Here is a 14,008-nt window from a genome sequence, read left to right as displayed (position 1 = left end):
TTTAAACGGTTTGAAAAGGACGTATCGAACACGTCTTTTTTTTCCTATTACAACAGGAACATGGTTGCTAATCCCAAGAAAATCAGGAAGCCGCCGGAGTCGGTAACCGCGGTAATCAGCACCGAGCTGCCCAATGCCGGGTCGCGTCCGGCTTTGTCCATCATGACGGGAATGAGGACGCCGACGGTCGCGGCCAGCAAAAGGTTCAAGGTCATCGCGGCCACCATGACCAAACCGATGCCGATGTTGCCGTAGAGCAGCCATGAAATCACGCCCATTACCGTGCCCCAAATAATGCCGTTGACGAGGGCGACGCCGACTTCTTTTTTCAGCAGGCGGCCTGCCTGCGTACTGGTCATTTGTCCCATTGCCATGGCGCGGACGATCATGGTGATGGTTTGGTTGCCGGAGTTGCCGCCGATGCCGGCGACGATGGGCATCAGCGCAGCCAGTGCGACGATTTTCTCGATACTGCCTTCAAATGCGCCAATTACGCGGCTGGCGATAAAGGCGGTACACAGGTTGATGGCAAGCCACATCCAGCGGTTTTTCACCGAGTCCCAAATCGGGGCGAACAAGTCCTCTTCTTCTTGCAAACCGGCCATGTTAAACATGTCGGCTTCGGATTCTTCACGGATCACGTCCACCATTTCGTCAATGGTGATCCTGCCGATCAGCTTTTTGTTTTCATCGACAACCGGCGCGGTCACCAAGTCATAACGTTCAAACGCCTGCGCCGCTTCTTCTACGTCGTCTTCCGGACGGAAGCGCACGACTTCGGTCGCCATCACGTCTGCCACCAAGTCTTCGGGATCGGCAACCAAAAGTTTGCGGATGGGCAGCACGCCTTGCAACACGTCGTTTTCATCAACCACGAAAATCTTGTCGGTATGGTCGGGCAGGCTGTCGAAACGGCGTAAGTAGCGCAATACGACTTCACACGCCACATCGGCGCGGATGCTGACCAATTCAAAGTCCATAATCGCGCCGACTTGGTTGTCTGCGTAAGACATCGCCGCTTTGACCTGCTCGCGTTCTTCTTCATCACGCGTTTGCAGCGCTTCGTACACCACTTGGTGCGGCAGGTCGTCTGCCAGTTCTGCCAATTCGTCTGCGTCCAAATCATCGACGGCGGCCAACAACTCGTCTTTGTCCATGGACTCGATCAGCATTTCGCGCACGGAGTCGGATACTTCCAGCAAGACTTCGCCGTCGTCTTCAGGGGCGACCAAAAGCCAAACGATGTTACGCTCGCGCGGCGGCAGGGATTCCAAGACGGCGGCCACGTCGGCAGGGTGCAATTCGGCCAAGAGGACGGTCAGCTCGGTAAACTTGTCGCGCAGGCTTTCGTCTTCAATCGGCACTCCGGCTTCGATTTGTTCAAAGGCCGGCTCGAGGACTTCGCATAAGGCGTGGATGCGGTCGATATCGTCAGAGATGCGATCGTCAGAAATGCGGTCTTCTACCACATCATTGTCGGGGGTATTGTCGAGATTCGGAGGGGTTTGTTCGATGCTCATAAATGCTCCGCCCGCCGGACGCGGGAAGGCATTTCGGCGGGATGATTATTGTTGTTGTGTATCAGATGGGAAGTTCAAAGGCGAACTGGGAAGGTCCATAATTCAAGCCTACTGAGAGGCACAGAGTTGTAAACGGTGCATATTCTACTCTTTTTTAGGCCGTTTTACCATTTTTAACAGGAAAGGCCGTCTGAAATTTAAGTTTCAGACGGCCTTTTCATTTGCTCAAACCTTATTCTTTAGGCAGGCGCAGGACAGAGACGATGAATCCGCCCCAAATGACGATCAATGCGACAAGCATCATAATAATGGCTGAAGTACTCATTATTCGTCTCCTTCACGTTCGTGTTCATGTTCGTCTTTGACGTTGAAGTTCTGACCATGTTTCCACGGCAAGAACGACAGCAGGACAGACAATACCAAGAGAGCGCCCACCATACCCCAACCGAAGATATTGAGGAAGCTGTCAGGATAGCCGCTGTAATTCTCTTTTAAGAGGCCGGCGGTATCTTGATAAAGCATATAGCCGAGCATAGCGACGGTAACCACCACGCTGGCAGTCCACACTTTGCCGACACGGATGGAAGACAGTGCGTTCAAGTGGTTGCGCAGTTCCGGCAGCTTGTGCAACAGGACAATCGCCAAAACATAAACAAAACCGGAAGCCACAATGCCGTAAGTATTGATGAATTTGTCCAATACGTCCAACACAGGCAGGCCGGTGGTCGTACCGAACAGCAAGGTAGAAATAATCGCCATTGGCACGCCTGCAATCAGAGTCGCGCTGACACGGCCGATGTTCATTTTGTCTTGAATCGCGGCCACAATCACTTCAACGATGGAAATCATGGAAGTTACACCGGCAAACACCAGCGAGCCAAAGAACAACACGCCGATCAACGCGCCCATAGGGGCTTGGTTGATGATGGTCGGGAACGCGATAAACGCCAAGCCGATACCGCTGGATGCCACTTCGCTGACTTCCTTGCCTGCCGCGTGCGCCATAAAGCCCAATGCTGCGAATACGCCGATACCGGCGAGCAACTCAAAGCTGCTGTTGGCAAAGCCGACAACCAAGCCTGTGCCGCCCAAGTCGGTTTTTTTCTTCAGGTAAGAAGAATAAGTAATCATAATGCCGAAGCAGATGGAGAGCGAGAAGAAAATCTGGCCATATGCGGCTACCCAGACTTTCGGATCTGCCAAACGGCTCCAGTCAGGCGTAAACAAAGCGTCCAAACCTTTTGCCGCACCCGGCAGAGTCAGGGCAATGCCCACCATGATGACAAACATCACCACCAACAAAGGCATGAAGAATGTGGATGCACCGGCCACACCTTTTTGTACGCCCAAAGCCATAATCACCAGCGTAAACACCCAGACGGCAATCAGCGGGCCGGCAACTTTGCCGACAAAATCCAAACCCAAGTCTTTGGCATCGGCCATTTGCAGGAAGTCTTTGAAGAAGAAGGTCTGCGGATCCGCACCCCATGCCGAAGTCAACGAATAATAGGCATAGCTTGCCGCCCAGCCGACAATCACGGCGTAGTAGATACAGATGATGACGTTGGTCAGGAAGTTCCACCAACCCATCGGCTCAAACAAACGGCCGAGGCGGCGGAAAGCCAAAGGTGGCGAGCCGCGGTAACGGTGGCCGATGGCATAGTCGAGCAGCAACAGTGGAATACCTGCCGTCAACAGCGCAACCAAGTAAGGGAGGATGAAAGCACCGCCGCCGTTGTCGAAAGCGATGTAAGGGAATCGCCAAATGTTGCCTAAGCCCACGGCCGAGCCGATGGCAGCAAACATAAAGGCGCGGCGACTGCTAAACGTCGCGCGTTCGCTGGATTGAGAATTTGACACGATGAACCTCTTAAAAGTCGAGTGTCGCCAAGGCCGTTCAGCCTTGCGCGTATATATTTAGGAATCAGGCCGGACAAGCCGGTCGGTTAAAGTAGATATTCGGACAAGGATAATATCCGATATAGAGAATGCACCGCTTATGACCATGCAAACATAATCTGACCTTATCGTAAAAAAATTTAACACTGTTGGCAAGTCAGTATTGAATTTAAATCACAGCAAAATCTTCATACACTACGACTAAAAACTTCATACACTTATTTATATAACACCCGAACACAGCCAAATCCCCCCATTTTCCCCTCCCTTGCTCCGACCATTTTCCCTTTGCTAAAAACCGCCTTCCCCTTATCCGGCAAGGAAAATCGGGAATCCAAGGCATTTAAATCCCACGTCATCAAAAATGTTCAGACGGCCTTTTACTTTTGCTCCATCAAACCCGGGCCGTCTGAAAATTACACTGTTGTATGTTGTAATCAAAAGCCACACTCAAATTCTGTTTAATATAAACAAAAACAATCCGCCTCTTCCCGTTTTCTTCATTACCATGATTTAAAACGAGCATAAAACACTAAAAACAGAATTAATAAAAAATAAAATTTCAAAAAATATACAATAACAATAAATTCAAACCCATATTCCTACTCTAATCATCTACAATCAAAAATAATCGAACCTAAAAATTTCAATAAAACATTAATTACACAACACTACAATTTTGCTATAATTGCCACCATTCGCTCCATAACCCAAACCCAAAAGAAGAGGAAAAGCCATGGGTATCAAAGTTGCCATCAACGGCTACGGCCGTATTGGCCGCCAAGTAGTGCGCGCTATTTTTGACTACAAACTGCAAGACCAACTCGACATCGTTGCCATCAATGCCAGCGGCAGCATCGAGACCAATGCTCACCTGACCAAATTCGACACTGTTCACGGCCGCTTCAACTCTGAAGTTTCCCACGATGAGAAACACCTCATCATCGACGGTAAAAAAATCCCTTACTTCTCTACCCGCAACCCAGCCGAATTGCCATGGGGCGAATTGGGCGTTGACCTGGTAATGGAATGTACCGGTGCGTTCACCAGCAAAGAGAAAGCCAAAATCCACTTGGAAAGCGGCGCGAAAAAAGTGCTGATTTCCGCTCCCGGCGGCGATGACGTTGACGCAACCATCGTTTACGGCGTAAACGACGACGTGATTACCGACGACATGACCGTTATCTCCAACGCGTCTTGTACCACCAACTGCCTGGCACCTGTTGCCAAAGTGTTGAACGAAAACATCGGTATCGTAAACGGCGTGATGACCACCATCCACGCGCTGACCAACGACCAAACCGTAACCGACGTACGCCACAAAGACCTGCGCCGTGCGCGTAGCGGCGTGGAAAACATGATTCCGACCAAAACCGGTGCTGCAAAAGCCGTCGGTTTGGTATTGCCGGACCTGAAAGGCAAACTCGACGGCCTCGCCATCCGCGTACCGACCGTCAACGTTTCCCTGGTTGACCTGAGCTTCCAAGCAGGCCGCGACACTTCTGCCGAAGAAATCAACGCGCTGATGAAAGCCGCTTCCGAAGAAGGCCGTCTGAAAGGCGTATTGGCCTACAATACCCTGCCACTGGTTTCCATGGACTTCAACCACACTACCCAAGCCAGCACATTTGACTCTACGCTGACCAAAGTCACCGCAGGCAAAATGGTTAAAGTGTTCGCATGGTACGACAACGAGTGGGGCTTCAGCTGCCAAATGCTGAACACCGCACGCCGTATGTTCGGTTTGGAAGTACGTCCGTTCTAATCGGCTTCCAACACAAAGGCCGTCTGAAACATCTTTTCAGACGGCCTTTTGTATTTCCTTTAAAATATTGCATTCCCATTTCTTTTCAGACGGCCTCTTCATGTTTCCCAACGAATCCGCCCCCAACCTCCTGCAAGGCTTAAACCCCGAACAACTCTCCGCCGTAACCTGGCCGCCGCAATCTGCCCTCGTCTTGGCAGGCGCGGGCAGCGGCAAAACGCGCGTACTGACCACGCGCATCGCCTGGCTGTTGCAAAGCGGACAAGCCAGCGTACACAGCATTATGGCGGTAACGTTTACCAACAAAGCCGCCAAAGAAATGCAGACACGTTTGGGCGCAATGATTCCCGTCAACGTCCGCGCCATGTGGCTCGGCACGTTCCACGGTCTCTGCCACCGTTTTCTACGGCTGCACCACCGCGATGCCGGCCTGCCGTCTTCCTTTCAAATCCTCGACAGCGGCGACCAGCTTTCCCTCATCAAACGCCTGCTCAAAAGCCTCAACATCTCTGAAGAAATCATCGCACCGCGTTCGCTGCAAGGCTTTATCAACGCGCAAAAAGAATCCGGTTTGCGCGCTTCCGTGTTGAGCGCGCCCGACCCGCACACAAGCCGCATGATTGAATGCTACGCCGAGTACGACAAAATCTGCCAACGCGAAGGCGTGGTCGATTTCGCCGAACTCATGCTCCGCAGCTACGAAATGCTGCAAAGCAACGAAATCCTGCGCCAGCACTACCAAAACCGCTTCAACCACATCCTAGTCGACGAGTTCCAAGACACCAACAAACTGCAATACGCCTGGCTCAAACTCATGGCGGGCGGCAACGCGGCGGTATTTGCCGTCGGCGACGACGACCAAAGCATCTACCGTTTCCGCGGCGCGCACGTCGGCAACATGACCGCGCTGATGGAAGAGTTCCACATCGACGCGCCCGTCAAACTCGAACAAAACTACCGCTCCGTCGGCAACATCCTCGCCGCCGCCAACGCCGTGATCGAAAACAACGACGAACGCCTCGGCAAAAACCTGCGCACCGATGCCGAAGCAGGCGACAAAATCCGCTACTACTCCGCCTTTACCGACCTCGAAGAAGCCCAGTTCATCGTTGACGAAACCAAAGCCCTCGAACGCGAAGGCTGGAATTTGGACGAAATCGCCGTCCTCTACCGCAGCAACGCCCAATCGCGCGTCATCGAACAAAGCCTGTTCCGCAGCGGCATTCCCTACAAAATCTACGGAGGCCTGCGCTTTTACGAACGCCAAGAAATCAAACACGCGCTCGCCTACCTGCGCCTTGCCGTCAATCCAGACGACGACAACGCCCTCTTGCGCGTGATTAACTTCCCGCCGCGCGGCATCGGCGCACGCACCATCGAAAACCTTCAGACGGCCTCAAACGAACAAGGCATCACCCTCTGGCAGGCTGCCTGCAATGCCGGCGCAAAAGCCACCAAAATCGCCGCCTTCGTCCGCCTGATTGAAGCCCTGCGCAACCAAGTCGGACAAATGCCCCTGTCCGAAATCATCGTCGGCATCCTCAAAGACAGCGGCCTGACCGAACACTACAAAACCCAAAAAGGCGACAACCAAGACCGCCTCGACAACCTCGACGAACTGGTCAACGCCGCCATCGAGTTCAAACCCGAAGACAGCAACTTCGAAATCCTGCCCGACAACATTTCAGACGACCCCGCCTTCCCCATCCTCGCCTTCCTAAGCAACGCCGCCCTCGAATCCGGCGAAAACCAAGCAGGCGCAGGCGAAAAAGCCGTCCAACTCATGACCGTCCATGCCGCCAAAGGCCTGGAATTCAACGCCGTCTTCCTCACCGGCATGGAAGAAGGCCGCTTCCCCAGCGAAATGAGCCTTGCCGAACGCGGCGGCCTCGAAGAAGAACGCCGCCTCATGTACGTCGCCATCACCCGCGCCCGCAAACGCCTCTACATCACCATGGCGCAGCAAAGAATGCTGCACGGACAAACCCAATTCGGCATCGTCTCCCGCTTCGTCGAAGAAATCCCACCCGAAGTATTGCATTACCTGTCCGTCAAAAAGACCGCCTACGACAGCTACGGCAGCCCGCGCCAAACCGCCGCGCCCAAAGACAAAATCATCGACGACTTCAAACAGCCGCAAACCTACGCAGGCTTCCGCATCGGCCAAAACGTCCGCCACGCCAAATTCGGCACCGGCGTCATCATCGATGCCGTGGACAAAGGCGAATCCGCCCGACTGACCATCAACTTCGGCAAACAGGGTGTAAAAGAGTTGGATACCAAGTTTGCGAAATTGGAAGAGATGTAGAAGGGAGATGGCAGAGGTCGTCTGAAACCCGTAGAATGGGCTTTGCCCAAGAATCAAAAACAAAATTTCAGACGACTTCTTTTAGCCGTCATTATTGTGGGCGAAACCCACGCTACGATGTACATCGACGGGGCAAATAGAGATGTAGGTCGTCTGAAAATTCATCTGCCGTCAGTTTGCGAGGTAGGTTGAACATTCGTGTACAACCTACCTGCTTACTCTTTATTTACCTCAATCTTTCCTTCAAATCACCCAATGCAACAAAATGAATGGCGTTTCCGTCTTTAAGACGCCCCAACAACTTCAGGGCCGCCAATCGGTTTAAATCTGTACGCGCAGTGTTTTCGGCAACATCGAATTGTGCGGCGGTGTCTTTGACCTTGAAAGTCCGTCCCTTGTCTTGGACGGCAGTTTGCAAGATTTCAATTTGGCGGCTGTTCAGTTGATGCCTTTCTGCAAATTGTGCAATTTCGGCGGTAAAGTTTTTCAGTTTGGCCGATTCCCGTTCCACATAAGCCTGCAAATCCAAAATGGCACGCTTGATAACATCCAGTTGGTAGTAAATAAAATATGTCATATCCAAATCATCATATTCAGTATAAAGATAAGATTTGGCATATTTGGACGGAGCTTGGTTCAACAATCGACTGATGGAAATATATTCAAACAAGCCGTAACCGTTTTTCAGCATAAACCAATAAAACAAGGCGCGTGCGGTACGGCCGTTCCCATCGCCGAACGGGTGGATATACCCCGTCAGGAAATGCAGCATAACGGCTTTAACAACCGGATGAATAAACAGAGAATTTTCAATACCATCATGGTTGGTATTGGCAAAACGGCACAATGTTTCCATCAGTTGCGGTACTTCGGAACATTTTGGAGGCTGATAAACAAGGTTTCTATCATAATCGGCGATATGAATATCGTCCGTCTGACGGAACGCTCCGGAAACGGCTTGGTTTTCGATGGCTTCCTCGGTTGCAATACGGTGCAGGGATAAAATCAGGTCGATACTTAACGGCTCGTTTTTCAACTCGACAACCTTTTGCATCAGCCTGTAGTTATTCACAATCATTTTTTCATGTTTGTCTTTTGGTTTTTGCCGCTTTGAATGCAATAAGGCTTTGGCAACTTTCCTAGTCGTGACTGCTCCTTCCAATTGCGCCGATGTAATCGATTCTTCCATCATCAAGGTTTTTTTATCAGCTTCAGGAAGCTTGAAGCCGTCTGAAAGCATCATATGGCTGCCGCAGGTCTTATCAATAAAATGCAATAGTGATTGCATAGTGTCGGGCACGCAGAAACTGAATTCGTGATTTTGAAAATCCGTAATCTTTTTCTTTCCTGCCAAACGGTTAATTTTAGTTGCTGCCCAAACCATTTCCGCCTGTTTGCCATATTTGTGTTTGATTTTATCCCAATACAGATAGCGGCCTTTTTCATCTGTAGTTTTATGGGTAGTTATCAGGTCATAACATTCTGTATATAACTTCTTAAGATCGTTCCATGTTTGTTTTTCCGGTATACGGAGTTCAATTTTTTTAGATTGTTCATTGGGAATAAGGGTTGATGTTTCTATTTCAATTTCAGAATTATCTGCACTAATATTCGTATCTTTCAATGGGAGAGATTGTTGTTTTGTATCTGGTAAAAACTGTTCTACAAAATTTAGGACCGTATCCCATGCATGTTCAATCAAAATCTCTTCTACTTTCGGCGGTTTGGTTACTTTCATTATCAACCCTCTCAAACTCACGCAATTTTCAACATTTTGCGTGAGTTTATCTCTTTTCAGGCGATCTGTCTTGTTTTAAGCTGTTTTTCCAATCTTAATAATCCCCACTTTCTTTCTCTCTACCGTCCCTAATGCTATTAATCTGTACACCTCTCGCTCTTTTAGAAAACTGTAATGTACCTTCATTGATATAGACGTCATGAGCTAACAATTTAGAGAAAAGGATTTCCGCCTGCTCAATAGCCAATACCTGTCTGACAATTCATCGGCAGACAAACAGTGGGACAATGATTCGGGAACGGAGAAGGTGCTTGATTTGTTAAATAAGATTGCCGATTTGTCCGGCAAGAAATCTATGGGGAATTAGCCAAGAAACAGTTGTTACCCGAAAGGTCGTCTGAAAACGTTTTAGCGAAACTGGCTGTCCGTTTTCAGACGACCTTTGCTTTGAAATAGTCCTTGTCCGTTCGGTTTTATAGCTATTTTTTGGTTCAAGGTTTTTCAAACGGCTTTCGTGGGCAAAGCCCACGCTACGGTGTGGCAGCGCGTCGATACTGTCTTGCCGATCGGGTTCGATTGTTTAATCTGCCGCCGTCATTCTCGCGCAGGCGGGAATCCGGACCTTGGCATTTCGGGAATATTTCAAGGCTGCTGCAATTTCTAACTTATGGATTTTTGCGTATTTTCCTTGCGTCGATAGGAATGGGAGTAACGGCAATGGGGGAGCAAGGCGGGCGTTTGAGGTGGTGTGGGTCAAGATTCAAAAAGCTGCTGAATAGTGGTTCAAGCAAATTATTCGAAAGGTCGTCTGAAAGCCTAAATCTGTTTTTCAGACGACCTTAATGGGTGTATTCGGCTTGTTCCCTTGTTGGCGCAATAAAGGCGAACATATGCTCCTTTGATGGACATTCTCTGCTAGGATTCGGGCAAGCCTTCAACGGTGAGATTTTTATTTATTCTTACAACGGAGATTCCCTAATGAAAATGAAACTATTGTTTTCAGCTTTAGCCTTGTCCGCATTTATGATGGATGCTCAGGCACACGTGACTATTCGCAATTACGCCAACGGTGTGGACAGTATTGCAGGAAAATCAGACCATTTCCGCCTGAATGTGCCTACCAATCGCGGCAAAGCGGTGACTAAAGTGAAAATGGTTGTTGCTGAAGGCGTTAAATTGTTGTTTGTTTATCCTATGCCGGGTTGGACTTATACGACTGAAAAAAATGCTGAGGGCAATATCGTCAGCATTACTTACAAAGGCCGCATGGAAGCGGGCGAATTTACGGCTTGCGCTCAATCCTAAAGGCGATGTTTCCGTTAAATACAAAGCATACGTCACCTACGAAGACGGCGTGGTCGTACCTTTCGACGGTTCGGAAGAAGCAAAAGGCTATCATCCACCTTCGCTAATAGGCTGCGTGTACCGGCCTGATTTTTACAAATTAAGCTAAACGCTGAATTTATCGGCAATCAGGCTAAAATGTATATCTGCCAAAATATAAGGCCGTCTGAAACTTAAATGGGTTTTCAGACGGCCTTTTTCTTTTGGGGATTAATGATTAGGCTTTAGGTTCACCATCATTCTCTGCCTTGGGCGGAACGGGGCAAACCAACCGACCAGAAGCAGTTTGGTAGCAACTGTATTTTTCACCCCGTCGGGTAAAAATACAGTTGCTACGCTTGCTTTTCATTTTATACGTGGGGATTTGATATAGAGTTGAAAAGATTCCGACAATGCGTGCGTGCCGTCCCCCTACACATGCAGGCTACCGCTTGCTGTTAATTTTCAGCTGACTGTTTAAATGTTCTATATTCATTTTCATGTCATTAAATAGTGCATTAAATGTTTTAATTAAATATCTAACAGAAATACTATAATGATTCTTTTCCCAATTTTGAATATCAAAATTTTTCAGATTATTTCTATCCAGTCGTAAAGCGTTTATAACAGGTTCATCATAACCTATCAAATTTAGATCAGAGTTAATGAAAGAATGTTTTTGTGCATTTGATATATGATTTAAATCATCAAGAAATTTCTCATAATCTAAAAGATAATTGGACAATATTTCTTTGTTATTTAAAGCAGAACCAATACAATCAATAGACAATTTCGTTGGGCACTGGCCAGATTTTACCCATTCGCCAAGAAGCCATAGGAGTGCAATTATTTCATCTGTGATCCGTCTTAATAGAAAAACAACCTCTTCAATACTTATTAAATATGAAAACTTAATAAAACTTCTGTTTGTACGAATATTAATATCTTCAAGAAAAATTAAAACTAATTTTTCATTTATATAAGACATAGTTTGAAGTATTTTCATATACTTTAAACACAAATTTCCAAAAGGTGTGCTTGATGGCAAATTCAACATATCAGCAGAATTCACAAAGCCTAAGTGACTTTGTTTACCTATGTATAATTGTGGAATACTTTGATTTTCTAAGAATTTATTCATTTATTCACTCCCAAAAAGCAGATTTTCCTTAATCCCCCGAATTCTATCCCGCAACACCGCTGCCTCTTCAAACTGCAAATCCCGAGCCGCCTGCTGCATGGCTTTTTCCAATTTGGCGATTTCTTTAATCGCATCTTCTTCGTTGTGAATCTCTCCGACTTTAACTTTGTTTTTGCCTTTCAGACGACCTTTGCCGCTATCTTCTTCGTGGTACACGCCGTCGATGATGTCTTTGACCTGTTTTTTAATCTGTTGCGGCACGATGCCGTGTTCTTCGTTGAATTTAATCTGTTTTTCGCGGCGGCGTTCGGTTTCGTCGATGGCGGCTTTCATGGAGTCGGTGATTTTGTCGGCGTACAGGATGGCGACGCCGTTCACGTTGCGCGCGGCGCGGCCTATGGTTTGAATCAGGCTGCGGTGGGAGCGCAGGAAGCCTTCTTTGTCGGCGTCGAGGATGGCGACGAGGGAGACTTCGGGGATGTCCAAACCTTCGCGCAACAGGTTGATGCCGACGAGTACGTCAAACAGTCCGAGCCGCAAATCTCTAATGATTTCAACGCGCTCGACAGTGTCAATGTCGCTGTGCAGGTAGCGTACTTTGATGCCGAGTTCGCTGTAATAGTCGGTGAGTTGCTCCGCCATGCGTTTGGTGAGGGTGGTAACGAGTACGCGCTCGCCTTTTTGGATGCGGTCGTTGATTTCGCTCATTAAATCGTCGACTTGGGTGGTGACGGGGCGGATGATGATTTGGGGATCGACCAGCCCTGTGGGGCGGACGACTTGTTCGACCACTTGTCCGGCGTGTTCTTCTTCGTATTTGGCGGGGGTGGCGGAAACGAAGATGGTTTGCGGCATGACTTTTTCAAATTCGTGGAATTTGAGCGGGCGGTTGTCGCGGGCGGAAGGCAGGCGGAATCCGTAGTCGACGAGGTTTTGCTTGCGCGATGCGTCGCCTTTGTACATGCCGCCGATTTGGGTAACGGTAACGTGGCTTTCGTCGATGAACATGATGGCGTTGTCGGGCAGGTAGTCCATCAGCGTGGGCGGCGGTTCGCCTTCTTTTTTGCCGGAGAAGTGGCGGGAGTAGTTTTCGATGCCTTTGCAGAAGCCCATTTCGTAGAGCATTTCGAGGTCGAAACGGGTGCGCTGTTCGATGCGTTGCTGTTCGACGGGGCGTTGTTCGCGGGCGAAAAATTCGACGCGTTCGCGCAATTCTTCTTTGATGGACTCGCAGGCGCGCAATACGGTGTCGCGCGGGGTAACGTAGTGGCTGGACGGGAAGACGGTGTAGCGGCCGACGCGTTGGTGCAGGCTGCCTGAAAGCGGGTCGAACATATCGAGGCGGTCGATTTCGTCGTCAAACAAGCTGATGCGCAAGGCGTTTTCGGAGCTTTCGGCGGGGTACACGTCAATCACGTCGCCGCGCACGCGGAAGCTGCCGCGTTTGAAGTCCAAATCGCCGCGTTCGTACTGCATGGAAACGAGCGTGGCGATGATGTCGCGCTGCTCGATGGTGTCGCCTTCTTTGACGGACAACACCATTTGTTGGTATTCGGTCGGGTCGCCGATACCGTAAATGGCGGACACGGTGGCGACGATAATCACGTCGTCGCGCGTCATCAGGTTTTTGGTGGCGGAAAGGCGCATCTGCTCGATGTGTTCGTTGATTGCGCTGTCTTTTTCGATGAACAGGTCGCGGCTGGGCACATAGGCTTCGGGCTGGTAATAGTCGTAGTAGGAGACGAAATATTCCACCGCGTTTTCAGGGAAAAACTCGCGCATTTCGGCGTAGAGCTGGGCGGCAAGGGTTTTGTTGTGCGCCATGATGATAGCAGGGCGGCCGCTTTGGGCGATGACGTTTGCCATGGTGTAGGTTTTGCCCGAACCGGTTACGCCGAGCAGGGTTTGATAGGCAAGGCCGTCTGAAAGCCCTTCGAGCAGGCCGGCAATGGCGGTGGGTTGGTCGCCTGCGGGCGGGAAGGGTTGGTGGAGTTTGAAGGGAGAATTGGGATATTGTATGACTTCCATAAGACGGCCTGTTTTATGTTCAGGTAAAGAGAAGATTATAACAAAGGGCCGTCTGAAAATTGATAGTGTGCCAATCTGACGAGACTAAATATTTCATCTCCTTCCTTAGCTAACTGAGATTGGTTGTGTTAGCAGGAACAATACTTGGATGCTGGGCTGGGTCAGCTGGAGCGAATAATCCATCTTCATTCACCAAAGGACGTGCCTGTGCACGTCCTTTTTCTTTATCCGCTTCCTCCCTTTCGATCAGATTTCTACCCCGTAAAAGGCTTACACTCCGCATCAT

At 49.4% G+C, this 14,008-nt stretch carries 9 protein-coding genes; 3 read left to right on the top strand and 6 right to left on the bottom strand.

Annotated elements, in window-relative coordinates; all coding sequences use genetic code 11:
• Positions 1 to 47: 47 nt before the first annotated feature.
• The 3 genes from mgtE to ACTHTA_RS05255 form a co-directional block, all read right to left on the bottom strand.
• Positions 48 to 1,520 (bottom strand): magnesium transporter, encoded by a 1,473-nt coding sequence (gene mgtE, locus ACTHTA_RS05265; protein ID WP_440375735.1) that lies wholly within the window; start codon positions 1,518 to 1,520, stop codon positions 48 to 50.
• Positions 1,521 to 1,752: 232 nt separating this feature from the next.
• Complete coding sequence (locus ACTHTA_RS05260; RefSeq protein ID WP_036472778.1) at positions 1,753 to 1,845, bottom strand: methionine/alanine import family NSS transporter small subunit; 93 nt, start codon at positions 1,843 to 1,845, stop codon at positions 1,753 to 1,755.
• Positions 1,845 to 3,380 carry a sodium-dependent transporter gene (locus tag ACTHTA_RS05255; protein WP_440364488.1) on the bottom strand — a complete coding sequence of 512 codons (1,536 nt, stop codon included), beginning with the start codon at positions 3,378 to 3,380 and terminating at the stop codon, positions 1,845 to 1,847. Before ACTHTA_RS05255 ends, ACTHTA_RS05260 begins: the two co-directional genes overlap by 1 nt.
• Before the next feature lie 775 nt (positions 3,381 to 4,155).
• On the opposite strand from ACTHTA_RS05255, the gene gap reads away from it, so the two are divergent.
• On the top strand, positions 4,156 to 5,184 hold the full coding sequence (gene gap, locus ACTHTA_RS05250) for a type I glyceraldehyde-3-phosphate dehydrogenase (protein WP_003682614.1): 1,029 nt from the start codon (positions 4,156 to 4,158) through the stop codon (positions 5,182 to 5,184).
• A 100-nt stretch (positions 5,185 to 5,284) separates the two neighbouring features.
• Positions 5,285 to 7,492: a DNA helicase II gene (uvrD, locus tag ACTHTA_RS05245; RefSeq protein WP_440364487.1), complete on the top strand. Its 2,208-nt coding sequence runs from the start codon at positions 5,285 to 5,287 to the stop codon at positions 7,490 to 7,492.
• Positions 7,493 to 7,718: 226 nt separating this feature from the next.
• Here uvrD and ACTHTA_RS05240 read toward each other — a convergent pair whose 3' ends face one another.
• Positions 7,719 to 9,230 (bottom strand): Fic family protein, encoded by a 1,512-nt coding sequence (locus tag ACTHTA_RS05240; RefSeq protein WP_308888130.1) that lies wholly within the window; start codon positions 9,228 to 9,230, stop codon positions 7,719 to 7,721.
• 978 nt (positions 9,231 to 10,208) lie between these two features.
• Here ACTHTA_RS05240 and ACTHTA_RS05235 point away from each other — a divergent pair.
• Positions 10,209 to 10,535 (top strand): hypothetical protein, encoded by a 327-nt coding sequence (locus ACTHTA_RS05235; protein ID WP_308888131.1) that lies wholly within the window; start codon positions 10,209 to 10,211, stop codon positions 10,533 to 10,535.
• Between the two features lie 463 nt (positions 10,536 to 10,998).
• Here the strand turns inward: ACTHTA_RS05235 and ACTHTA_RS05230 are convergent, their stop codons facing one another.
• Complete coding sequence (locus tag ACTHTA_RS05230) at positions 10,999 to 11,694, bottom strand: hypothetical protein (protein ID WP_440364486.1); 696 nt, start codon at positions 11,692 to 11,694, stop codon at positions 10,999 to 11,001.
• Complete coding sequence (uvrB, locus tag ACTHTA_RS05225) at positions 11,695 to 13,722, bottom strand: excinuclease ABC subunit UvrB (protein ID WP_308888134.1); 2,028 nt, start codon at positions 13,720 to 13,722, stop codon at positions 11,695 to 11,697.
• Positions 13,723 to 14,008 lie beyond the last annotated feature (286 nt).

The organism is Neisseria sp. P0013.S005 (assembly GCF_051958425.1).
Lineage (GTDB): Bacteria > Pseudomonadota > Gammaproteobacteria > Burkholderiales > Neisseriaceae > Neisseria > Neisseria subflava.
The sequence above is the reverse complement of the archived record's forward strand: the minus strand, read 5'-3'. Positions and strand labels throughout refer to the sequence as shown.

Bases quoted from the DNA above. Each gene is read 5' to 3' on its own strand.
- ACTHTA_RS05240 (WP_308888130.1), bottom strand. From the start codon at position 9,230: ATGAAAGTAACCAAACCGCCGAAAGTAGAAGAGATTTTGATTGAACAT.
- uvrD (WP_440364487.1), top strand. From the start codon at position 5,285: ATGTTTCCCAACGAATCCGCCCCCAACCTCCTGCAAGGCTTAAACCCC.
- ACTHTA_RS05230 (WP_440364486.1), bottom strand. From the start codon at position 11,694: ATGAATAAATTCTTAGAAAATCAAAGTATTCCACAATTATACATAGGT.
- ACTHTA_RS05260 (WP_036472778.1), bottom strand. From the start codon at position 1,845: ATGAGTACTTCAGCCATTATTATGATGCTTGTCGCATTGATCGTCATT.
- ACTHTA_RS05235 (WP_308888131.1), top strand. From the start codon at position 10,209: ATGAAAATGAAACTATTGTTTTCAGCTTTAGCCTTGTCCGCATTTATG.
- mgtE (WP_440375735.1), bottom strand. From the start codon at position 1,520: ATGAGCATCGAACAAACCCCTCCGAATCTCGACAATACCCCCGACAAT.
- gap (WP_003682614.1), top strand. From the start codon at position 4,156: ATGGGTATCAAAGTTGCCATCAACGGCTACGGCCGTATTGGCCGCCAA.
- uvrB (WP_308888134.1), bottom strand. From the start codon at position 13,722: ATGGAAGTCATACAATATCCCAATTCTCCCTTCAAACTCCACCAACCC.